General features: G+C 68.8%; 19 protein-coding genes, 1 pseudogene and 1 riboswitch. Of the genes and pseudogenes, 15 read left to right on the forward strand and 5 right to left on the reverse strand.

The genetic code is table 11. The features are described 5' to 3' along the window. The first annotated feature begins 131 nt into the window (after positions 1–131). The gene (locus ACZZZQ_RS02135; RefSeq protein WP_463506785.1) at positions 132–1013 is read left to right on the forward strand and encodes an SDR family oxidoreductase; all 882 of its coding nucleotides are present in this window, start codon (positions 132–134) and stop codon (positions 1011–1013) included. 25 nt (positions 1014–1038) lie between these two features. On the opposite strand, the gene mfd is transcribed toward ACZZZQ_RS02135, so the two are convergent. Further along, positions 1039–4617 carry a transcription-repair coupling factor gene (gene mfd, locus ACZZZQ_RS02140; RefSeq protein WP_072590957.1) on the reverse strand — a complete coding sequence of 1193 codons (3579 nt, stop codon included), beginning with the start codon at positions 4615–4617 and terminating at the stop codon, positions 1039–1041. Positions 4618–4697: 80 nt separating this feature from the next. Between mfd and ACZZZQ_RS02145 the strand changes: the two genes are divergently transcribed. The 7 genes from ACZZZQ_RS02145 to ACZZZQ_RS02175 all read left to right on the forward strand — a co-directional run bounded on the left by ACZZZQ_RS02145 (position 4698) and on the right by ACZZZQ_RS02175 (position 10280). Continuing rightward, the gene (locus ACZZZQ_RS02145) at positions 4698–5261 is read left to right on the forward strand and encodes a GNAT family N-acetyltransferase (RefSeq protein ID WP_463497571.1); all 564 of its coding nucleotides are present in this window, start codon (positions 4698–4700) and stop codon (positions 5259–5261) included. A 33-nt stretch (positions 5262–5294) separates the two neighbouring features. Then, positions 5295–6158 (forward strand): Fpg/Nei family DNA glycosylase, encoded by an 864-nt coding sequence (locus ACZZZQ_RS02150; protein ID WP_463506786.1) that lies wholly within the window; start codon positions 5295–5297, stop codon positions 6156–6158. 54 nt (positions 6159–6212) lie between these two features. Then, positions 6213–6358, forward strand: a riboswitch (FMN riboswitch). Positions 6359–6429: 71 nt separating this feature from the next. Beyond that, positions 6430–7464, forward strand: a complete 1035-nt coding sequence (ribD, locus tag ACZZZQ_RS02155) for a bifunctional diaminohydroxyphosphoribosylaminopyrimidine deaminase/5-amino-6-(5-phosphoribosylamino)uracil reductase RibD (RefSeq protein WP_463506787.1) — start codon at positions 6430–6432, stop codon at positions 7462–7464. Next, a complete protein-coding gene (locus ACZZZQ_RS02160; protein WP_072590953.1) occupies positions 7464–8093 on the forward strand; it encodes a riboflavin synthase in 630 nt (209 codons plus the stop codon). The genes ribD and ACZZZQ_RS02160 overlap by 1 nt, the downstream gene beginning before the upstream one ends. After that, on the forward strand, positions 8090–9358 hold the full coding sequence (gene ribA / locus ACZZZQ_RS02165; RefSeq protein ID WP_463506788.1) for a GTP cyclohydrolase II: 1269 nt from the start codon (positions 8090–8092) through the stop codon (positions 9356–9358). Before ACZZZQ_RS02160 ends, ribA begins: the two co-directional genes overlap by 4 nt. Beyond that, positions 9355–9828, forward strand: a complete 474-nt coding sequence (ribH, locus tag ACZZZQ_RS02170) for a 6,7-dimethyl-8-ribityllumazine synthase (RefSeq protein ID WP_053095484.1) — start codon at positions 9355–9357, stop codon at positions 9826–9828. The genes ribA and ribH overlap by 4 nt, the downstream gene beginning before the upstream one ends. Before the next feature lie 92 nt (positions 9829–9920). Further along, entirely contained in the window at positions 9921–10280 is a 360-nt protein-coding gene (locus ACZZZQ_RS02175) for a Fe-S protein (protein WP_463506789.1), read from the forward strand. A gap of 82 nt (positions 10281–10362) precedes the next feature. Here the strand turns inward: ACZZZQ_RS02175 and ACZZZQ_RS02180 are convergent, their stop codons facing one another. Then, on the reverse strand, positions 10363–11352 hold the full coding sequence (locus ACZZZQ_RS02180) for a LacI family DNA-binding transcriptional regulator (protein WP_187249589.1): 990 nt from the start codon (positions 11350–11352) through the stop codon (positions 10363–10365). Between the two features lie 160 nt (positions 11353–11512). Here ACZZZQ_RS02180 and ACZZZQ_RS02185 point away from each other — a divergent pair, with 160 nt between their 5' ends. The 5 genes and pseudogenes from ACZZZQ_RS02185 to ACZZZQ_RS02205 all read left to right on the forward strand — a co-directional run bounded on the left by ACZZZQ_RS02185 (position 11513) and on the right by ACZZZQ_RS02205 (position 16959). Beyond that, the gene (locus ACZZZQ_RS02185) at positions 11513–12430 is read left to right on the forward strand and encodes a carbohydrate ABC transporter permease (protein WP_056277859.1); all 918 of its coding nucleotides are present in this window, start codon (positions 11513–11515) and stop codon (positions 12428–12430) included. A 46-nt stretch (positions 12431–12476) separates the two neighbouring features. Beyond that, positions 12477–13322 carry a carbohydrate ABC transporter permease gene (locus tag ACZZZQ_RS02190; protein ID WP_056277856.1) on the forward strand — a complete coding sequence of 282 codons (846 nt, stop codon included), beginning with the start codon at positions 12477–12479 and terminating at the stop codon, positions 13320–13322. Positions 13323–13391: 69 nt separating this feature from the next. Then, positions 13392–14748 (forward strand): annotated as a pseudogene (locus tag ACZZZQ_RS02195) (ABC transporter substrate-binding protein). A gap of 65 nt (positions 14749–14813) precedes the next feature. Beyond that, complete coding sequence (locus ACZZZQ_RS02200; RefSeq protein ID WP_463506790.1) at positions 14814–16556, forward strand: glycoside hydrolase family 35 protein; 1743 nt, start codon at positions 14814–14816, stop codon at positions 16554–16556. Between the two features lie 37 nt (positions 16557–16593). Beyond that, positions 16594–16959 (forward strand): HNH endonuclease, encoded by a 366-nt coding sequence (locus ACZZZQ_RS02205; protein ID WP_053099033.1) that lies wholly within the window; start codon positions 16594–16596, stop codon positions 16957–16959. A 9-nt stretch (positions 16960–16968) separates the two neighbouring features. On the opposite strand, the gene ACZZZQ_RS02210 is transcribed toward ACZZZQ_RS02205, so the two are convergent. Together ACZZZQ_RS02210 and ACZZZQ_RS02215 are read right to left on the reverse strand one after the other, a co-directional pair. Beyond that, on the reverse strand, positions 16969–17490 hold the full coding sequence (locus tag ACZZZQ_RS02210) for a GAF domain-containing protein (RefSeq protein WP_463506791.1): 522 nt from the start codon (positions 17488–17490) through the stop codon (positions 16969–16971). Continuing rightward, on the reverse strand, positions 17487–17984 hold the full coding sequence (locus ACZZZQ_RS02215) for a metallophosphoesterase family protein (protein ID WP_056277844.1): 498 nt from the start codon (positions 17982–17984) through the stop codon (positions 17487–17489). Before ACZZZQ_RS02215 ends, ACZZZQ_RS02210 begins: the two co-directional genes overlap by 4 nt. 147 nt (positions 17985–18131) lie before the next feature. On the opposite strand from ACZZZQ_RS02215, the gene ACZZZQ_RS02220 reads away from it, so the two are divergent. Next, positions 18132–19592 carry an MFS transporter gene (locus tag ACZZZQ_RS02220; protein ID WP_053095475.1) on the forward strand — a complete coding sequence of 487 codons (1461 nt, stop codon included), beginning with the start codon at positions 18132–18134 and terminating at the stop codon, positions 19590–19592. A gap of 62 nt (positions 19593–19654) precedes the next feature. Here ACZZZQ_RS02220 and ACZZZQ_RS02225 read toward each other — a convergent pair whose 3' ends face one another. Further along, entirely contained in the window at positions 19655–20686 is a 1032-nt protein-coding gene (locus ACZZZQ_RS02225) for a S66 family peptidase (protein ID WP_463506792.1), read from the reverse strand. A 92-nt stretch (positions 20687–20778) separates the two neighbouring features. Here ACZZZQ_RS02225 and ACZZZQ_RS02230 point away from each other — a divergent pair, with 92 nt between their 5' ends. Then, entirely contained in the window at positions 20779–20985 is a 207-nt protein-coding gene (locus tag ACZZZQ_RS02230) for a hypothetical protein (RefSeq protein ID WP_053095473.1), read from the forward strand. Positions 20986–21041: the final 56 nt, after the last annotated feature.

Genomic DNA, 21041 nt, shown 5'->3' on the forward strand with positions numbered 1-21041 from the left:
CGCACGGGACGAGAAGGCCGACGGCGGCGTCCTGCTACGCTGACGCCCATGCAATGCAGGTGACTCGATCTCTCCCCCGCCTCCGGCCGCCCCTCGGCATGCCGCGGCATCCTCGATCGAAAGGCATCCTCATGCACTCCGCCGACCTTCCCCTGCTCGGACGCACCGCGCTCGTGACCGGCGTCTCGCGCAGGCGCGGCATCGGATTCGCGACCGCCACGACGCTCGCCTCCCTCGGCGCGAACGTGTTCGTCCATCACTTCCGCCCGCATGATCTCGACCACCCCTGGGGCGGCGACGATCTCGACGCCGTCCGCACCGGCATCCGGGACTCGCTCGCATCCCGAGCGGTGATGGGCGACGCCGAGGCGGATCTCCGTGACCCCGACAGCATCGAACCGCTGCTCGATGCGGCGTCCTCGCTGTCAGGACGGCTCGACATCGTCGTCTGCAATCAGGCGATGAGCGGAGGCGACGGGACGATCTTCGACATGACCGCCGACCGGCTGGACGCGCACTGGCAGGCGAACGCGCGCGCATCACTGCTGCTCACCGCGGGCCTGGCGCGTCGAGTCCGGGTCGAGCTCGGCGGCGCGGACACCCTCGTCGCCCGCCCGGGCGACAGCATCCCCTCACTCGGCCCGTTCGAGAAGCCGACGGCGCACGTCATCTGGATGACCTCCGGTCAGGGCCACGGAGCGATGCGCGGAGAGATCTCCTATGCGACGAGCAAGGCCGCGCTCGCGGGCATCACGCGGTCGACGGCGGCGGAGCTGCTCGACGTCGGGATCGTGCTGAACACCGTCAACCCGGGCCCCGTGAACACGGGCTACCTCGATGCGGACACCACGGATCGCGATCTCTCCGGCGTCGACGAATGGATCGCCGGCACGCCGTTCGGCCGAGTCGGTCGACCGGACGACCCGGCGCGGCTGATCGGCTGGCTGTGCACCGACGCCGGCTCCTGGGTGGTGGGTCAGGTGCTGACCACGGACGGCGGGTTCTCGCTGTGACGCACGCGAGGTCGCTGCGCCGCGCCTAGGCGTCGACGGTCTTCTCGGCCGAGACGGGCTCGGGGAAGATCGCGGTGAACAGCTGCCCGACCCACTCGAGCAGCTCGGCCGCCTGCAGCGGTTCGAGGCCGACTCCCACGGCGGCCGGCACGGTGGGCATGGGCACGACGAGGGCCTCACCCCCGGCGACCAGCTTCGCCTTGGGATACAGCCGCTGCAGACGCACCTTGATCGAGTCCTCGAGCCGCGCCGGCGCGATGCGCAGGTTCGATCCCATGACCACCACGTCGGAGAGTCCTGCTCTGGCCGCGCGCCGACGCAGACGTGCGACGGCGATCAGACCCTCGACCTCGTCGGGCGGGGTGCCGTAGCGGTCGGTGAGCTCGTCGATGACGAGGTCGATCGCGTCGTCCTTCGCCGTGGCCGCCGAGGCGGAGGAGAGCTTCTGGTAAGCCTCGAGACGGAGTCGCTCGCTGTCGATGTAGTGCTCCGGAATGCGCGCGTCCAAAGGCAGCTCGAGTCGCAGCTCCTGTCCCGACTCGACATCCTCGCCGCGGAACGTCGCGACGGCCTCGCCGATCATCCGAAGGTAGAGATCGAATCCGACGCCGGCGATATGCCCGGCCTGCTCGCCGCCGAGCAGGTTGCCCGCGCCGCGCAGTTCGAGGTCCTTGAGCGCGACCTGCATGCCGGAGCCGAGGTCGTTGTTCACGGCGATCGTCTGGAGTCGGTCAGCCGCCGTCTCGCTCAGCGGCTTCATCTCGTCGTAGAGGAAGTAGGCGTACGCACGCTCGCGACCTCGCCCGACACGTCCGCGCAGCTGATGCAGCTGGCTGAGTCCGTACTTGTCGGCGCGGTCGATGATGATCGTGTTCGCGTTCGAGATGTCGAGGCCGGTCTCGATGATCGTCGTCGAGACGAGCACGTCGAACTTGCGCTCCCAGAAGTCGTCGACGACCTGCTCGAGCGCGTGCTCGCCCATCTGACCGTGTGCGACCGCGATGCGCGCCTCGGGCACGAGCTCGGCGAGCTGTGCCGCGACCCGCTGGATCGACTGCACACGGTTGTGCACGAAGAACACCTGTCCTTCGCGCAGGATCTCGCGCCGGATCGCCGCCGCGATCTGCTTGTCGCTGCGGGGGCCGACGAACGAGAGGATCGGATGCCGGTCCTCCGGCGGGGTGGCGAGCGTCGACATCTCGCGGATGCCGGTGACCGCCATCTCGAGCGTGCGCGGGATCGGCGTCGCACTCATCGCGAGGATGTCGACGTTGGTCTTCATCTTCTTGAGGGTGTCCTTGTGCTCGACGCCGAAGCGCTGCTCCTCGTCGATGATCATCAGACCGAGATCCTTGAACATGACCTGGTCGGTGAGGATGCGATGCGTGCCGATCACCATGTCGACCGTGCCGTCGAGCAGGCCGTCGAGCGTGAGACGAGCCTCCTTGTCGGTCTGGAAGCGGGACAGCGGCCGCACCTTGACCGGGAATCCGGCGAAGCGCTCGGTGAAGGTCTCGAGATGCTGCTTCACGAGAAGCGTGGTCGGCACCAGCATCGCGACCTGTTTGCCGTCCTGGATCGCCTTGAACGCCGCACGCACGGCGACCTCGGTCTTGCCGAACCCGACATCGCCCGAGAGCAGGCGGTCCATCGGGATCGGCCGCTCCATGTCGGCCTTGATCTCGTCGATGGTCTGCAGCTGATCGAGGGTCTCCGCGAACGGGAACGCCTCTTCGAGCTCGCGCTGCCAGGGCGTGTCCGGACCGAAGGCATGCCCCTTGGCGCTCATCCGCGCCGAATACAGCTTGACGAGCTCGACGGCGATATCGCGCACTGCCTTGCGCGCTTTGCCCTTCGCCTGCGACCAGTCGCTGCCGCCCATCTTCGAGAGCGTGGGGCCCTCGCCGCCGACGTACTTCGAGAGCAGGTCGAGCTGGTCGGTCGGCACGTAGAGCTTGTCGCCCGGGTAGCCGCGCTTCGACGGCGCGTACTCGAGCACGAGGTAGTCGCGCACCGACTTGGTCGCATTGCGGCCCCCCGTGGAGACCTCGCGCTGCGTCATCTCGACGAAGCGGCCGATGCCGTGGGTGTTGTGCACGACGAAGTCGCCCTGTTTGAGCTGCAACGGGTCGACGACGTTCTTGCGGCGCGAGGCGAGCTTCTTGACGACCCGCTGGTCGCCGCCGATGGTGCGGCCGTAGAACTCGTTGTCGGTGAGGACGGCGAGCTTCGCCTCGCCGATCTGGAAGCCGGCCTCGACGGACCCTGTGACGAGCGTCGCGACGCCGGTGTCGGGCGCCTCGATGAGCTCGGAGACGATGCGCGCGGCGATGCCGCGGTCGGAGAGCACGTCGCGGGCGCGGTCGACGAGTCCGGCACCGGCGGCGATGACCACCACGCGCCACCCCTCGGCCACCTTGGCGTCGACGAACGAGATCGCGCCGTCGACGTTGCCGTGGAACGACGGGATGACCTGGGCGTCGATGGTCTCGGCGTCCTCGCCGCCCATCGCGAACGGGCTCAGCCGCCACCACACGCCGCCACGGTCGCGGACGACCTCGCGCAGTCGGGCGATGGTGAGGAAGTCGCCGGCGCCGAGGTCGATGGGAGCCGATGCGCCGGACGTCGCCGCGCTCCAGGCCGCATCGAGGAACTCGCGGTTCGTCTCGCCCAGCGTGATGGCCCGCGCGCTGGAGCGCTCGGGATCGACGACCGCGGTCGCGCTGCCCTCGGGCAGATACTCGGCCAGGGACTTGAGCGGACCGGACACCGCCGGGAGCAGCGACTCCATTCCCTCGACCGGAATGCCCTCTGCCATCTTCTCGAGCATGCCGGCGATCGCCGGGAAGCCGCCGATCAGCGCCCGCGCACGATCGCGCACATCGGGGGTCAGCAGCAGCTCGCGGCTCGGAGGCAGATCGACGCCGTCGACGTCGCCCGGAAGCGAGCGCTGGTCGGCGACGGAGAACGCGCGGATCTGGTCGACCTCATCGCCGAAGAACTCGACGCGGAAGGGGTGTTCCGAGATCGCGGGGAAGACATCGAGGATGCCGCCGCGCACGGCGAACTCGCCGCGACGCGACACCATATCGACGCGCGAGTAGGCGCGCTCGACCAGCTGCTCGACGACGCGGTCGAGCTCATGACCGCGCGTGCCGGCGCGCAGCTCGAGCGGAGCGATCTCGCCGAGGTTGCCGGCGATGGGCTGGAGCGCTGCTCGTACCGACGCGACGACGACGAGGGGGTGATCACCCGACCACTCGGCGACGCGACGGAGGGTCTGCAGTCGCTGACCGACGGTGTCGGGGCTGGGACTCAGTCGCTCATGCGGCAGTGTCTCCCACGCGGGGAAGGTCACGACCTCGGCGTCGGGGATGTAGGCGCCGAGCGCCGCGGCGAGGCTCTCGGCGCGCCGCCCCGTGGGGACGACGGTCAGCAGCGCTGCGGGATGACCTGCGGCGCGGCGCTTCTCGAGCAGGCCGGCGAGCGCCGGCGCGTCGAGGCCGTCGACGAGGCCGAGATCGGCATCGGTCTGCGCCCAGCCGAGGGCGTCACGAAAAAGAGACGCCTCTTCCAAGGCGCGCAGAATCCCCGGAACAGTCACCGGACAAGCCTAGTCGCGGCCGCCGACACCGGGACCGGGAGCCGCGCGCACACGCGTTCTCCGACCCGTAGGATTCCGGGATGGAACCGGTCACCCTCACCACGGACCGCCTCACGCTGCATGTGCCGGACGAGTCGGACATCGACGCGATCGTCGCAGCCTGCCAGGATCCGGAGATCCCGCGGTGGACGACCGTGCCGAGCCCCTACACGCGAGAGCACGCCGCGGACTATGTGCGCCTGATCGGCGAGTGGTGGGCCGACGGGAGCCAGACGATCTGGTGCGCGTATCGCGACGAGGAGCTCGTCGCCTCGATCGGGTTGCACCACATCACGCCGCACCACACCGGCGGGCACGCGGAGCTCGGATACTGGGTCACCTCTGCCGCGCGCGGCAACGGCTACCTCGTCGAGGCCGCGCGCGCCGTCGTCGACTGGGGCTTCGACGAGCTCGGTCTCGCACGGCTGGGCTGGCGGGCGGTCGCGGGCAACATCGCGTCGGCACGGTCGGCGAGGGCGCTCGGGTTCCGCTACGAGGGATTCGCACGCCAGGCGCTCACGAGCGAGCGCGGCCGCGACGACGGCTGGTTCGGCGGACTCCTCGCATCCGACGACCGCACACCGGTCGACTGGCCGGTGCTCTAGTCGCGTGTCCGACCCCGATGGCAGGATGAACGCATGCCGGAGATGCCGGAAGTACAGGGCCTGACCACATTCCTCACCCAGCGCGCGGTGGGGCGGACGATCGTGCGAACCAGCGTGGGCGCGATCGCCGCGCTCAAGACATACGACCCGCCGAACTCCGCACTGCACGGTCAGCAGATCACTGCGGCCTCTCGACGGGGAAAGTTCGTCGTGCTCTCGTGCGGCGACGACCTGCATCTCGTCTTCCACCTGGCCAAGGCGGGCTGGCTGCGCTGGTACGAGACGCTGCCCACGACGCCGATCAAACCCGGCAAGTCGCCCATCGCCGTCCGTGTCGGCCTCGACGACGAGAGCGGATTCGACCTCACCGAGGCCGGCACCAAGAAGTCGCTCGCCGTGTATGTCGTGCGCGACCCGCAGGACGTCCCGGGGATCGCCCGGCTCGGGCCCGACCCTCTCGACGAGTCGTTCACCCGGGAGGTCTTCGGCGGTCTGCTCCAGGGGCGGCGCACGCAGATCAAGGGCTTGCTCCGCGATCAGGGCGTGATCGCCGGAATCGGGAATACCTACTCCGACGAGATCCTGCACGCCGCGCGGATGTCGCCGTACGCGATCGCCGACAAGCTCGACGACGACGAGGTCGATCGCCTGTATGCCGCCATGCAGACGACTCTCGCGGATGCGGTCGCCGAGGCCTCGGGCAAGCCGCCGGCCGACCTCAAAGACGCCAAGCGCCGTGGGATGCAGGTGCATGCCCGTCGTGGCGAGGCCTGCCCCGTGTGCGGCGACACGGTGCGCAGCGTCTTCTTCGCAGATCGCTCGATGGAGTACTGCCCCACGTGCCAGACCGGTGGCAAACCGCTCGCCGATCGTCGGTTGTCACGGCTGCTCAAGTAGCACTTCGACGCGGAATGAAATGCATCCGGATGTGTTGAGTACACTCAGAGCATCAACGTGCTCCGGGGTCGGTGAGAATCCGAACCGGCGGTGACAGTCCGCGAGCGTCTCGGTTCTCCGAGATGCCGATCCGGTGGAATTCCGGGACCGACGGTGGTGCGAGGCCCAGCCTCGCTAGTCCGGAAGGGAGGCAGCACGGTGCGCCGCCGCGCGCGCGTTCTGCCGACGTCTCCCTCGAGGAGATCCCCCGGAGCCTCAGAGAGGACCACGGATGGCAGTGAACGAGGCGGAACGCCGGGCGATGACCCGTGCGCTCGAGCTCGCGACGCTCGGACCTCGCGGAGTGAACCCGCAGGTCGGTGCCGTCATCCTCTCCCCCGACGGCGAGATCATCGCCGAAGGGTGGCATCACGGCGCCGGAACGCCCCACGCCGAGGTCGATGCCCTCTCGCGACTCTCCGCCGGTGCCGCCGAGGGGGCGACCGCCGTCGTCACCCTCGAACCGTGCAACCACACCGGTCGCACCGGCCCCTGCTCCGTCGCGCTGATCGAGGCCGGCGTCTCGCGTGTCGTCTACGCCCTCGACGATCCGGGAGCCGTCTCGGGCGGCGGTGCCGACCGCCTCCGCTCGGCGGGCGTCAGCGTCGATGCGGGCGAACAGAGCGATGTCGCACACCGCATCATCGACGGCTGGCTCACCGCTCAGCGCCTCGGCCGCCCCCACGTCACCGTGAAGTGGGCGCAGTCCCTCGACGGCCGCGCGGCGGCATCCGACGGCAGCAGCCGGTGGATCACGGGACCTGAAGCCCGCGCGGACGTCCATCGACGTCGCGCTGCGGCCGATGCGATCGTCGTCGGCACAGGCACTCTGCTCTCCGACGATCCCTCGCTGACGGCTCGCCACGGCGAGGCGCTCCATGAACACCAGCCCGTCCCGGTCGTGATCGGCTCGCGCATCACCCCCGACGATGCGGCGATCCGCCGGCATCCGCAGACTCCGCTCTTCTACGACACCCATGATCTGCATGCCGTGCTCGCCGACCTGCACGCTCGCGGCATCCAGAGCGTGTTCATCGAGGGGGGCCCGACGCTCGCGAGCGCCTTCGTCGCCGCGGGGCTCGCCGATCGCGTGCTCGTCTACATCGCGCCGGTGCTGCTCGGCGGCGACCGGCTGGCACTGACCGACATCGGCGTCGGATCCATCGACGCCGCCCGACGACTGACGATCGACCAGTGGCAGCCCCTCGGGTCCGACCTGCTCGCGATCGCTCATCCCGCGCTCACCACCGAAGAAGGAGCCGCCTGATGTTCACCGGAATCATCGAGGAGATCGGCGAGATCACCGCTATCGCGCCCGCCGGAGACGGCTGGCGGCTGACGGTTCGCGCCCCCAAGGCGGTCTCCGACGCCGTGCACGGCGAGTCCATCGCGGTCTCGGGAGTCTGCCTCACCGTCGTCGACTCGACCGGCGACACCTTCGACGCCGACGTCATGAGGCAGACCCTCGACGTGGCCGCTCTGGGCGGCGCATCCGTCGGCACCCGCGTGAACATCGAGAAGGCGATGCCGGTCGGCGCGCGGCTCGGCGGTCACATCGTGCAGGGACATGTCGACGGCGTCGGCGATGTCCTCGAGGTGCGACCCGGCGAGCAGTGGAGCGTGCTGCGCATCTCGCTGCCCGACGACCTCGCGCCGCTCGTGGTCGACAAGGGCTCCATCTCGGTCGACGGCACCTCCCTCACCGTGAGCGCGGTCAGCGCTGTCGACGCGGACGCTCACTGGTTCGAGATCTCGCTCATCCCCGAGACTCTCGCCGCCACCACCCTCGGCTCCCGCGCGGTCGGCGACCGCGTCAACCTCGAGACCGACATCCTCGCCCGTCACGTCGAGCGCCTGCTGGCGTTCCGGGCAGCACCGGAAGGAGGCTCGCGATGAGCCTTTCCACCATCACCGAAGCCCTCGAGGCCCTTCGCGCGGGGCGCCCCGTGCTCGTCGCAGACGACGAGAACCGCGAGAACGAGGGCGACGTCATCATGTCGGCCGAGCTCGCCACGCCCGAATGGGTGGCATGGACGGTCCGCTGGTCGTCCGGGTTCATCTGCGCGCCGATGCCCGCCGACCTCGCCGACAACCTCAACCTGCAGCCGATGGTGGCCGCCTCCGAGGACGCCCGTTCGACCGCCTACACCGTGAGTGTCGACGCGGCCGAAGGCGTGACCACCGGAATCAGCGCGCACGACCGCGCGCACACGCTGAACGTCCTGGCGAATCCCGATTCGACCGCGACGAGCATCATCCGCCCCGGTCACGTCCTGCCGCTGCGCGCCGTCGACGGCGGAGTGCGCGAGCGCAGCGGCCACACCGAGGCCGCGGTCGATCTGATGAAGCTCGCGGGCCTGCGGCCCGTGGGCGCGATCGCCGAGGTCGTGGCAGAGGACGGCAGCATGATGCGACTGCCCGGACTCATCGAGCTGGGTGCACGCGACGGAATGCCGGTCATCACGATCGAGCAGCTCATCGCCCACCTCAACGAGGTCGACCCCACCGGCTGGTCGCCCGAACGCGCCAGTCGTCGTGTCAGCCTGCGGGCAGACGCGACCGTGCCGACCACGCACGGGACGTTCCGGTTCCTCGCCTACAAGGACCGGGTGACCGGCACCGATCACATCGCCGTCGTGTCGGGCGAGCCCGGCGAGACCGCGCTCGTGCGCGTGCACTCCGAGTGCCTGACCGGAGAGGCCTTCGGGTCGCTCAAATGCGAATGCGGCCCGCAGCTCGACGCCGCCCTCGACGCGATCGAGCAGGACGGCGGCATCGTCATCTACATGCGCGGCCATGAAGGTCGCGGAATCGGCCTGATCAACAAGCTCCGTGCCTACAGCCTGCAGGAGGAGGGGCTCGACACGGTCGATGCGAATCTCGCACTCGGGCTTCCCGCGGATGCGCGGGACTACGCGGCTGCGGCCGGCATCCTCGCCGATCTCGGCGTCTCGAAGGTTCGCCTGTTGACCAACAACACCGACAAGGTGAACCAGCTGCGCACCCTCGGACTCGATGTCGTCGAGCAGGTGCCGCTGATCGTCGGCGTCGGACCGAACAACCATCAATACCTCGAGACCAAGCGTGACCGCATGGGTCACATCATCGGTGAGGCGGAGCTCGCAGAAGCTCTCGCCGACGGACGGAAGGACGACGCATGAGCGGCGCAGGAGCACCCAAGACCGAGAAGATCGACGGACGAGGCCTGAAGGTCGTCATCGTCGCCGGCACCTGGCACGACGTCATCACGAACGGCCTCATCGCCGGCGCCCAGCGTGTGCTCGATGACGCGGACGCCGACTACCGCCTCGTCCGCGTGCCGGGGTCGTTCGAACTCGCCCTCGCCGCCCAAGCCGCCTTCGCAGGTGGAGCGGATGCCGTCGTCGCACTCGGCGTGATCATCCGCGGAGGCACCCCGCACTTCGAATACGTCTCGGCAGCCACGACCGACGGACTGACGCGGGTCTCGCTCGACGCGGGCAAGCCCGTCGGATTCGGCGTGCTGACGCTCGACGACGAGAAGCAGGGTCTCGACCGCGCCGGACTCGAGGGCTCGAAGGAGGACAAGGGCGCGGAGGCTGCGGATGCCGCGCTGCGCACGGCCCTCCTGGTGCGCTCGCTGCGCGGCTGAGGCCGGCCCTCGCGTGGGCTGAGGTCAGCCTGCCCCGTAGGTCAGCCTCCCCTTGGTGGCGCGCACGTCCCGCGTGCTCGTACCGTGAGGGCATGGAGACTCTGCGGCACGTCGTTCTGTTCGTCCATCTCATCGGCTTCGCCGTGCTGTTCGGCGCCTGGGCGGTGCAGGCGTTCGGCGGCAAGCGCGAGTTCACGCGCCTGATGAGCATCGGCATGACCATCGCAGCGATCGCGGGTCTCGCCCTCGCCGCTCCGTGGGGTCTGCCGGAGGGCGTCGAGATGAACTACGCCAAGATCGGCACGAAGCTCGTGGTGCTGCTCGCGATCGGTGCGCTCCTCGGCATCGGCACGTCGAAGCAGCGCAAGTCCGGCAGAGTGCCGCCCGCGATGTTCTGGCTCGTCGGCATCCTGACCGCCCTCAACGCGGGCATCGCCGCCATCTGGCGCTGACTCTCCTTCCCTTCCGCCGGATCAGCGGATTCTGACCTCGGGGAGCTGGAAGTGAGGGAGGGCGCGCGAGAGGATGCCGGAGTCAGCGCGCGGCGCGCGGCGGGGCCGAGCTCTCGCGCACGATGAGCTCGGTGCCGACGAGCGGCGTCTGACTGCGCTCTCCCCCATCGAGCTCGGCGAGGAGGGCGTCGACCGCGAGAGCGCCGACCTTCTCGGGATGCTGCTGCACCGTGGTCAGCGGCGGCCACAGCTGGGCGGCATCCGGCAGGCCGTCGAACCCGACCACGCTGACGTCGCCGGGAATGTCTCGACCGGCCTCGCGGAATGCCCGCACGACGCCGATCGCCATCTGGTCGTTCGCCGCGAACACGGCCGTGACGCCGTCGTCGTCACGCAGGCGGAGCCCGGCGCGATAGCCGGATTCGGCTGACCAGTCGCCCTGCAGCGGCTCGGGTGCCTCGATGCCGCGATCCATGAGAGTCGAGCGCCAGGACTCGCGTCGACGCTCTGCGGAGTAGGACTTCGCCGGTCCTGCGACGTGCCAGACGGTCTCATGGCCGAGGTCGAGCAGGTGCTCGGTCGCGAGGCGCGCACCCTGAGCCTGATCCGTGTCGACGAACGGGTGAGTCGTGCCGCGGTTCGAGTCGACGAGCACGACGGGCAGACCGTCGGGGATCTCGACTTCGGCCTCGTCGAGCTGATGCGCCTCGATCACGATGATGATCCCGTCGACGGCGTGCTCCTCCAGGCGGCGGAAGGCTCCCGCGACGGTGTCGCGGGCACTCGACTCGACGGGGATGAGGGTGAGGGCGTATCCCATCTGCGAGGCGCGCACGGCGATCGCATCGAGCGTGCGCTGGTTGCCGTACGAGCTGAAGGAGAACATGATGACGCCGATCGCCCGGAATCGGCCGGATCGCAGCGCACGAGCCGCACTGTTGGGCCGGTAGCCGAGCCGCTGCATGGCGTCTTCGACGCGCTCCCTGGTGGCCGCGCCGACGTAGCCGCGCGCGTTCACGACGCGCGACACGGTCTGTCCGGAGACGCCGGCCTCGCGGGCCACGTCCTCCATGGAGGGGTCTCGCCGCCGCTGCGGCGGCTCTGCCGACTGTACCGAGGTCACGAGCACTCATCCATTCATGTGTTGACGTTGACACACTAGCAGTGCATCGAATATGTTGACGTTGACACACGGCGCCGTGAGCGCCCGATCTCTAAGAAGGTTCTCGTCAATGACGACTCAAGATTCCGCAGCCCTGGCGGACCACGGCATCCGCCGGCGTGAGAAGCGCGACTGGAAGGGATGGGCCTTCGTCGGCCCGTTCATGGTCGTCTTCGCCCTGGTCTTCCTGACCCCGCTCGCCTACGCGCTCTACCTCAGCTTCTTCCAGGAGAAGCTGATCGGCGGCACGGCGTTCGTCGGCTTCGACAACTACGTCCGCGCTCTCACCGACCCGCAGTTCTGGGAGGCTTTCGGCCGCGTGGTGCTGTTCCTCGTGGTGCAGGTGCCGATCATGCTCGTCCTGGCGCTGGCCGCGGCGCTCGCCCTCGACAGCGCACGCCTGCGCGGCGCATCGTTCTTCCGCATCCTGATCTTCCTGCCGTACGCGGTGCCCGCGGTCGTCGCGGTGCTCATGTGGGGGTACATCTACGGCGACCAGTTCGGTCTGACGTCGAATTTCAACGACTTCCTCGGCAGCGACCTCATCACGCCCTTCGCCCGGGAGTGGATCCTGGTCTCGATCGGCAACATCGTGACCTGGCAGTTCGTCGGCTACAACATGCTGATCTTCTACTCGTCGCTGAAGACCATCCCCACCGACATGTACGAGGCGGCGTCGCTCGACGGCGCGGGTGCCTGGCGCACGATCTTCTCGATCAAGATCCCCTCGGTGCGCGGTGCTCTCGTGATCGCCACGATCTTCTCGATCATCGGCAGCTTCCAGCTCTTCAACGAACCCAACATCCTGCGGCCCCTGGCTCCGAACGTGATCACGACGTACTTCACCCCCAACATGTACGCGTACAACCTCTCGTTCGCCGGACAGCAGTTCAACTACGCCGCGACGATCGCCATCATCATGGGCGTCATCACCGCAGTGATCGCCTACGTCGTGCAGCTGCGCGGCTCGAAGTCGGAGGTGCGCTGACATGGCACTCCCCCTCGCCCGTCCCTCGCAGAAGCGCCACGATCTGATGAATCCGCGCAAGTCGAAGATCCTGCTGATCGTCATGGTGATGTACGCCCTGTACACACTGGTGCCGCTCGTCTGGCTGCTGTTCAGCTCGACCAAGACGCAGTCCGGGCTGTTCAGCTCGTTCGGGCTCTGGTTCTCCGACGACTTCGCATTCGTCGACAATCTGGTGGCGACCTTCTCGTATCAGGACGGCATCTTCCTGCGCTGGCTCGGCAACACGCTGCTCTACGTCGTGGTCGGCGCCGGCGGCGCGACGCTGCTCGCCACCATGGCCGGCTACGGCCTGGCGAAGTACCGCTTCCCCGGCCGCCGCGCGGTGTTCGCCGTCGTGCTCGGCGCGGTCGCCGTGCCGGGCACCGCCCTCGCCGTGCCGACCTTCCTGCTCTTCAGCGAGCTCGGGCTCACGAACACCCCGTGGGCAGTGATCATCCCCTCGCTGATCAGCCCGTTCGGCCTGTACCTGATCTGGGTGTTCGCGTCGGAGTCCGTGCCGACGGAGCTGCTGGAAGCGGCGCGCATCGACGGCGCCGGAGAGTTCCGCACCTTCTTCACGATCTCGATGCGACTGCTCGCACCGGGCATCGTGACGGTGACCCTGTTCACCGTGGTCGCGACGTGGAACAACTACTTCCTGCCGCTGATCATGCTCTCCGACCCGGCCTGGTACCCGCTCACCGTCGGCCTGAACCAGTGGAGCGCTCAGGCGATCGGCGCCGGGTCTCAGCCGATCTACAACCTCGTGATCATGGGCTCTCTCCTCACCATCATCCCGATCGTCATCGCCTTCCTGCTGCTGCAGAGGTTCTGGCAGTCAGGTCTCACCGCCGGAAGCGTCAAGCAGTAGCCTCCGGCACCCTCCGCACCGCCCCCCTGTCGGTCCGACGCTGGACCGCACCCCCGAAAGGACACAGCAATGAAGCACCTTCCCTCACCCGCCGCACGGCGCACCCTCACGGTGCTCGCGGCCGGAACCGTGGCAGCGCTGGCGCTGGCCGGCTGCAGCACCGGCGACTCCGGCTCCGGCGGCAGCGCTGCCGGCGACGGCTCGTTCGACTCCGTCGAGGCCGCTCTCGAGAAGGGGGCGAGATAACGTACTGGTCGTGGACCCCTCCGCCGAGGCTCAGGTCGAGGCGTTCGAGAAGGAGTACCCGAACGTCAAGGTGAACGTGGTCAACGCGGGCACCAACAACGAGGAGTACACCAAGCTGCAGAACGCCATCAAGGCGGGCTCCGGCGCCCCCGACGTCGTGCAGATGGAGTACTACGCCTTCCCGCAGTTCGCGCTGACGGATGCCTTCGTCGACCTCTCGCAGTACGGCTTCGCCGACTTCGAGGACGACTACACCGCCTCGACCTGGAACTCCGTCACCGACGGCGACGCGATCTACGGCCTCCCGCAGGACTCCGGCCCCATGGCGCTCTTCTACAACAAGGCCGTGTTCGACGCCGCCGGCGTCGCCGTGCCCACCACGTGGGACGAGTACTACGAGGCGGCGAAGGCGATCCACGCCGCGAACCCCGACGCCTACATCACGAACGACACCGGCGACGCCGGCTTCGCGACCTCGATGATCTGGCAGGCCGGCGGCAAGCCGTTCGACACGTCGGGCACCGACGTCACGATCGACCTGCAGGACGACGGATCGAAGAAGTGGACCGAGAACTGGAACCGCCTCGTCGAGGAGGACCTGCTCGCGCCCTACGGCAGCTGGAGCGACGAGTGGTTCCGCGCTCTCGGCGACGGCAGCCTCGCGACCCTCGTGATCGGCGCCTGGATGCCGGGCAACCTGATCACGGGCGCCCCCGACGGTGCCGGTGACTGGCGCGTCGCTCCGATGCCGACCTACGACGGCACCCCGGCGACGGCGGAGAACGGCGGCGGCGGCCAGGCCGTGACCACGCAGAGCAAGAACCCGGCACTCGCCGCCGGATTCCTGTGGTGGCTGAACAACTCGGAGGAGAGCATCTCGACGTTCCTCGAGTCCGGCGGATTCCCGTCGACGACCGCCGAGCTGTCGAGCGAGGAGTTCCTCGCCGACGCGCCCGAGTACTTCGGCGGCCAGAAGATCAACGAGGTCCTCGCCGCAGCGGCCGACGACGTGGTCGAGGGCTGGAGCTACCTGCCCTACCAGGTCTACGGCAACAGCATCTTCGGAGACACCGTGGGCCAGTCGTACCAGAACGGCACCGACCTGAACGAGGGCCTCATGACCTGGCAGGACGCGCTGGTCGAGTACGGCAACTCGCAGGGCTTCGCCGTCAACAAGTAATCGCACGTCCGGGCCGGACGGGGACTCGCTCTCCGTCCGGCCCTCCCCATCGAAAGCACCTCATCGTGACCTCCTTCTCCATCGGCGAGACAGACTTCCTCCGCGCCGGGCTCCCCCACCAGGTGATCTCCGGTGCCATCCACTACTTCCGGGTGCACCCCGACCAGTGGCAGGACCGCATCCGCAAGGCCCGTCTGATGGGACTCAACACGATCGAGACCTACGTCGCATGGAACGCTCACGAGCCTCGGCGCGGCGAGTGGGATGCCACGGGTTGGAACGACCTGGGCCGGTTCCTCGACCTGATCCAGGCGGAGGGCATGGATGCGATCGTGCGGCCCGGCCCCTACATCTGCGCCGAGTGGCACAACGGCGGGCTGCCGAACTGGCTCACCGCGGGCGAGCGCGAGCTGCGCTCCTCCGAGCCGACGTTCCTCGCCGATGTCAGCGACTACCTCCGCCGGGTCTACGACATCGTCGCGCCCCGGCAGATCGACCGTGGCGGCTCGGTCGTGCTCGTGCAGATCGAGAACGAGTACGGCGCGTACGGCTCGGACAAGGACTACCTCGAGGCGCTCGTCGCCCTCACCCGAGAAGCCGGTATCACCGTGCCCCTCACCACGGTCGACCAGCCGACCGATCGGATGCTGGCAGACGGCAGCCTCCCCGAGCTGCACAAGACCGGATCCTTCGGATCGCGCAGCGCCGAGCGCCTCGCCACCCTGCGCGCCCACCAGCCCACCGGCCCCCTGATGTGCTCCGAGTTCTGGGACGGCTGGTTCGACTGGTGGGGCGGCGTGCATCACACGACCGACGTGGACACCGCCGCCGCCGATCTCGACGAACTGCTGGCCGCGGGGGCCTCGGTGAACATCTACATGTTCCACGGCGGCACGAACTTCGGTCTCACGAACGGTGCCAACCACAAGGGCCGTTACCTGCCGATCGTCACGTCATACGACTACGACGCGCCTCTCGACGAGGCCGGCAACCCGACCGCGAAGTTCTTCGCCTTCCGCGACGTCATCGCGAAGTACGCGCCCGTCCCCGACGAGCTGCCCGCCGCGGCCACCGCGGCACCGATCTTCTCCGTGCCGCTGAAGCCGGCGGGATCATGGACGGATGCCGCGGCATCGACGCCCGCATCCGCAGTTCCGCGGACATTCGACGAGCTGGAACACCTGAGCGCTCTGGTCCGCTACGACGTCGAGCTTCCCGAAGGTCGCGGCGGTCAGCTCGTGCTCGACGAGGTGCGCGACCTCGCCTGGGTGAGCGTCGACGGCCAGCCCGTCGGCACGCTCTCCCGCACGCGTCACGACCGTTCCCTGCGGATTCCCGCGGGACGGACGCTCAGCATCCTCGTCGAGGAGGGCGGCCGCGTGAACTACGACCACCGACTCGGCGAGCAGAAGGGTCTGATCGGCGCTCCTGCCCTCGACGGCACGCCGCTGACCGGCTGGCACTCGACCGCGCTGGACGTCGCAGGGATCGCGGCGGAGATCGGCTCCAGCGCCGGGAACACGTCGAGCGGCTCCGGAAGTGCACCCTCTGCGTGGGTCGCAGACTTCGCGCTCGACTCCGCCGCCGACCTGTTCCTCGACACCGTTGCCTGGAGCAAGGGCTATGCGTTCGTCAACGGGTTCTTCCTCGGACGGTACTGGCGCAACGGGCCGCAGCGCACCCTCTTCGTGCCGGCCCCGGCGACGCGAGCGGGAGACAACCGGCTCATCGTGCTCGAGTTGGAGCAGCTGCTCGCGCCCACGGCCGACTTCGTGCCGGCGCTCGCTCTCGGCGACACAGAGGAATAGATCACAGGCACGGGCATCCGCCCAGTACCGTGTGTCTGTGCCGCGCCGAAGATTCTCCACCCCCACGCCCGCTGCGCGCGCCCGTCATGCGAAGCGACGCCGGGGCCGGGTGGCCAGAGCGGACAACGACCTCACCGCCGAGCAGTGGGCCTCGCTGCAGGAGGCCTGGGGCGGATGTGCGTACTGCGGAGCGGGCGACATCGCGCTCCAACGCGACTGCGTGATGCCGATCTCCCGCGGCGGTCGCTACACCGTCGAGAACGTGGTGCCCGCGTGCGGGTCCTGCAATGCGAGCAAGCGCAACGACGAGGTCACGTCGTGGCTCCGACGCAAGCGACTCGACGAGCGCGCCTTCCTCAGCCGGTATGACGCCATTCTCCGCGACCTGCGCCCGACCGACTGATCGGGCCCGTCACCCGCTGCGGCGGGACTTCCAGACGGCCGCGGTGAGGTGCGCGGCGTCGGCCCGGGTGATGCTCTGCCAGTTGCGACCGCCCCGCGCGAACGACTCGTGCACGCCGGACGGCACCGCGGCCGGCTCCACCGGACGATCGAGCCAGTCGCACGCGCGCACGTGCACGAGGTCGGCTGCACGGGCTTCGCCCGACGCGTCGTAGCGCCAGGGCCCGGCGATCCGGCCGAGCCACAGCAGTCCGTCGACATCGCGCGTCCAGACGAACGACCCCTCGGCGACCGAGGAGAACCTCTCGAGCCTGCGCGCCATCCGCTCACCGAAGGCGGCATCGACTGCGGCGAGCGCGTCGGCCGGCGACTCCGGGATGCGGTCGAGGCGACCTCCCACTCCGCAGACCCCGATCCGCAGCGCGCGCTCGACCGCGAGCCCCTCGCGCACCCCGTCGTCGCGCGACCTCATCGGGGCGCGGTACGCCGCGGGAACCTCGATGTCGTCGCCCGCGCGAGGTGCGGTGGTCATGCGAGCGGCACCAGCGTGGCGTCGACCCGTGCGCCGTCGATCGCGACCGACATCATCGTGCAGACGGGCTGCCTGCGGCGGTCGGTCGGCGACCCCGGGTTCAGCAGGCGCATCCCGGATGGGGCGACGGTGTCCCACGGGATGTGGGAGTGGCCGAACACGAGCAGGTCGACGCCCGGGAACGCCGCATCCATCCGCTCCTCGCGCCGCTGCTTCGGTCCGGTCTCGTGCACCACAGCGACCTCGACGTCCTCGACCGTCAGCCGTGCGATCTCGGGCAGTCGCTCTCGCAGCGCGGGGCCGTCGTTGTTCCCGTGGACGCCGACGAGCAGCCGCGACCGGGACTCGATCAGATCCAACGTCGCGAGGTCGATCCAGTCCCCCGCGTGCACGACGATGTCGGCGTCGTCGACCGCTCGCAGCACCGCGTCGGGCAGTCGCTTCGCACGGGCGGGCACATGCGTATCGGCGATCAGCAGCAGTCTCGTCGTCACGGTTCTCCGTCTCGGGTGGGCACGGGCATCCGCCTCCGACTCTACGCACGCGATCCAGCGGGATGTCACACGCACCCAGCAAACGCTCAGGAAGGCGTAGGATCTCTCGGTGCCTTGGTATACCGGGCCATGGATCTAAGGAGCTGTATGAGTACGTCCACCGCCCCCGCGAACCCGCGTTCGCGTGTCATCACGGCGAGCCTGGTCGGCACCACGATCGAGTTCTACGACTTCTACGCCTATGCGACAGCGGCCGTGCTCGTGTTCCCCGTGCTGTTCTTCCCCACCGGCAACGACACCACGTCGCTGCTGTCATCGTTCGCCGTGTTCGGCGCCGCCATGGTCGCCCGCCCCATCGGCGCGGTCGTCTTCGGCCACTTCGGCGACAAGTTCGGACGCAAGGCGACGCTCGTCGCCTCGCTGCTCACGATGGGCATCGCGACCTTCATCATCGGCCTCCTTCCCACGTTCCAGCAGATCGGCTGGTGGGCGGCACTGCTGCTGCTGATCCTGCGCCTCGCTCAGGGCTTCGCCCTCGGCGGCGAGTGGTCGGGTGCCGCGCTGGTCGCCACCGAGAACGCTCCGGCCGGCAAGCGCGCCTGGTACGGCACGTTCCCGCAGCTGGGCGCGCCGCTCGGCTTCATCATCGCCAACTTCCTCTTCCTCGGCATCAACTGGCTGCTTCCCCACGCCGACAACCCCGCGCTGAAGTCCGAGGCCTTCCTGTCTTGGGGCTGGCGCATCCCGTTCCTCTTCTCGGCCGTCATGGTCATCATCGGCCTGTGGGTGCGTCTGAAGCTCGTCGAGTCCGACACCTTCAAGAAGGCCGAGAAGAAGGGCGCGATCCGCAAGCTGCCCCTCGCGACCGTGTTCCGCCACCATTGGAAGCAGCTGATCCTCGGCACGTTCATCATGCTGGCGACCTACGTGCTGTTCTACCTGATGACCAACTTCACCCTCGCGTACGGCACCAAGCCGGCCACGCTCGAGACGGCGTCCGCCGCCGCTCAGGCCGCTGCCGAGGCGACGGGCAAGGACTTCGACGCGTCGGCCTTCGCCGCGCAGTTCTATCCGGGACTCGGGTTCGCCTACACGGACTTCGTGCTCATGCAGATCGTCGGCGTCGTGTTCTTCGGCATCTTCACCCTGCTCTCCGGTCCCATCGCCGACACGATCGGGCGTCGCAAGCTGCTGCTGTGGGTCACCGGGCTCATCATCGTGTTCGGCTTCACGTTCAACGCGTTCCTGCTCCCCGCGATGGACCCGAAGTTCACGGGCGCCCTCGCGCAGGCGTTCCTCGTGTTCGGGTTCATGCTCATGGGCGCGACGTTCGGTCCGATGGGAGCGCTGCTGCCCGAGCTCTTCCCGACGAACGTCCGCTACACGGGATCCGCGATCTCCTACAACGTCTCGTCGATCCTCGGCGCAGCCGTCGCTCCGCTCATCGCGCTCTGGCTCTGGGAGCTCGGCGACGGCGCTCCGTGGCTGGTGGGACTGTACCTGTCGGCGATGGGCGTGCTGACCTTCATCGCGCTCCTGCTGTCGAAGGAGACCAAGGACAACGACTACGAATCGGATCTCGGAGTCGCGGCCGCCGTCGAACTCTGACGCGCTCGTCCACACGAAGGGCGGCATCTCCTCGGGAGGTGCCGCCCTTCGTCGTCCGGCGGTCAGTAGGCGGCGTGGATGGTGCGCGTCGAGCCGTCGAGCACCATCGTCCCGCCGAACGGGACGATCCACTGCGGCCGCGTGTGGCCGAAAGGCACACCGACGCAGACCACCGCGTCGGGGTTGTACTGCGAGACCGTCTCGATCACCGCATCCCGTTGCGCGGCACGCAGCGCGTCGGCCTCGGTCGACGAGGGGAGGAACTCGAAATCGCTCACGGGCGGACGCGCGACGACCACTCCCGCGACCACATCGAGGATGCCACGCTCGCCCAGCGCGCGCATCCATCGCGCCACCCAGCTCGCCGGCGGACGCTCTTCGCTGGTCTCGAGCAGCAGGATCCCGCCGCGCAGGTCGTATGCCGAGGGCAGCCTGTCGGCGAGCGCGAGCTGATCGACGACCTCGAGGCAGCCGCCCCAGGTGCGACCTTCGACGCGGACAGCCGGACCCGACCAGGTCCAGTCCTCGGTCGCGACCCGATCGCCGTATTCGGTGAGAGCGCGCGGGTCCGTCCAGCGCCTCCCCACGTCCTCCGACTCTCCGGGCTCCGTGATCTCGACCGTGCCGCCGTCGAGCAGCGCCGCGCGCAGCGACCGCAGATGCACGTCATCGACCGCAGGCCCGGGACCGAGATGCACGGCCGTGGATCCGCCGTAGTAGCCGCGGATCCCGAGGCTCCACAGCCAGTTGAGGATGTTGGTGTTGTCGCTGTAGCCGAGGAACGGCTTCGGGTCGGCCTGGGCGAGCGCGGCGTCGAGGTGCGGCACCACCAGGATCTGGTCGTCCCCGCCGATCGTCGCCAGGATCGCCCGGATGCTCGGGTCGGCGAAGGCCGCGTTCACGTCGGCGGCCCGGGCTTCAGGACTCGCATCGAGCTGCCGCGTGGTCGGATACTCGACCGGGATCAGTCCGGTCAGCTGCTCGAGTCGGCTGAGCGCCTGCTCGTGGAGCTCGGGCGCGACCGCGGGCGCGGCGAAGGCGGGCGACAGGACGGCGACGCGGTCGCCGGGCACGGGTTTCGATGCGGACAGCATCGGCCCAGTCTCGCATCCTGAGCACCGAGATAACGTCAATGCATGTTGACAAGGGGTCGATCGTCAACAAGTATTGACGCAGGAGGTTCCCCATGACCATGAAGACCGCCATCGCACAGGATGACGCCGGCGAGCCGCTCTCGGAGCTCCACCGCCTCGCCGCTCTGCGCAGCGAGCTGGCCAGGGCCGAGGAGACACAGGTGCGACGGGCGCGCAATCTCGGCTATTCCTGGCAGGCGATCGCGAGCTCCCTCGGCGTCTCGAAGCAGGCGGCGCACCGCCGTTTCGGCAGGCACTGACACTCATACAGCCCATCCACAGGATCCGCCCGTACACGAAGTACGGTCGAACTACC

Source organism: Microbacterium sp. AC132 (genome assembly GCF_979258525.1).

Bases quoted from the DNA above. Each gene is read 5' to 3' on its own strand.
- ACZZZQ_RS02135 (WP_463506785.1), top strand. From the start codon at position 132: ATGCACTCCGCCGACCTTCCCCTGCTCGGACGCACCGCGCTCGTGACC.
- ACZZZQ_RS02145 (WP_463497571.1), top strand. From the start codon at position 4,698: ATGGAACCGGTCACCCTCACCACGGACCGCCTCACGCTGCATGTGCCG.
- ACZZZQ_RS02150 (WP_463506786.1), top strand. From the start codon at position 5,295: ATGCCGGAGATGCCGGAAGTACAGGGCCTGACCACATTCCTCACCCAG.
- ribD (WP_463506787.1), top strand. From the start codon at position 6,430: ATGGCAGTGAACGAGGCGGAACGCCGGGCGATGACCCGTGCGCTCGAG.
- ACZZZQ_RS02160 (WP_072590953.1), top strand. From the start codon at position 7,464: ATGTTCACCGGAATCATCGAGGAGATCGGCGAGATCACCGCTATCGCG.
- ribA (WP_463506788.1), top strand. From the start codon at position 8,090: ATGAGCCTTTCCACCATCACCGAAGCCCTCGAGGCCCTTCGCGCGGGG.
- ribH (WP_053095484.1), top strand. From the start codon at position 9,355: ATGAGCGGCGCAGGAGCACCCAAGACCGAGAAGATCGACGGACGAGGC.
- ACZZZQ_RS02175 (WP_463506789.1), top strand. From the start codon at position 9,921: ATGGAGACTCTGCGGCACGTCGTTCTGTTCGTCCATCTCATCGGCTTC.
- ACZZZQ_RS02180 (WP_187249589.1), bottom strand. From the start codon at position 11,352: ATGGAGGACGTGGCCCGCGAGGCCGGCGTCTCCGGACAGACCGTGTCG.
- ACZZZQ_RS02185 (WP_056277859.1), top strand. From the start codon at position 11,513: ATGACGACTCAAGATTCCGCAGCCCTGGCGGACCACGGCATCCGCCGG.
- ACZZZQ_RS02190 (WP_056277856.1), top strand. From the start codon at position 12,477: ATGAATCCGCGCAAGTCGAAGATCCTGCTGATCGTCATGGTGATGTAC.
- ACZZZQ_RS02210 (WP_463506791.1), bottom strand. From the start codon at position 17,490: ATGACCACCGCACCTCGCGCGGGCGACGACATCGAGGTTCCCGCGGCG.
- ACZZZQ_RS02220 (WP_053095475.1), top strand. From the start codon at position 18,132: ATGAGTACGTCCACCGCCCCCGCGAACCCGCGTTCGCGTGTCATCACG.
- ACZZZQ_RS02225 (WP_463506792.1), bottom strand. From the start codon at position 20,686: ATGCTGTCCGCATCGAAACCCGTGCCCGGCGACCGCGTCGCCGTCCTG.
- ACZZZQ_RS02230 (WP_053095473.1), top strand. From the start codon at position 20,779: ATGACCATGAAGACCGCCATCGCACAGGATGACGCCGGCGAGCCGCTC.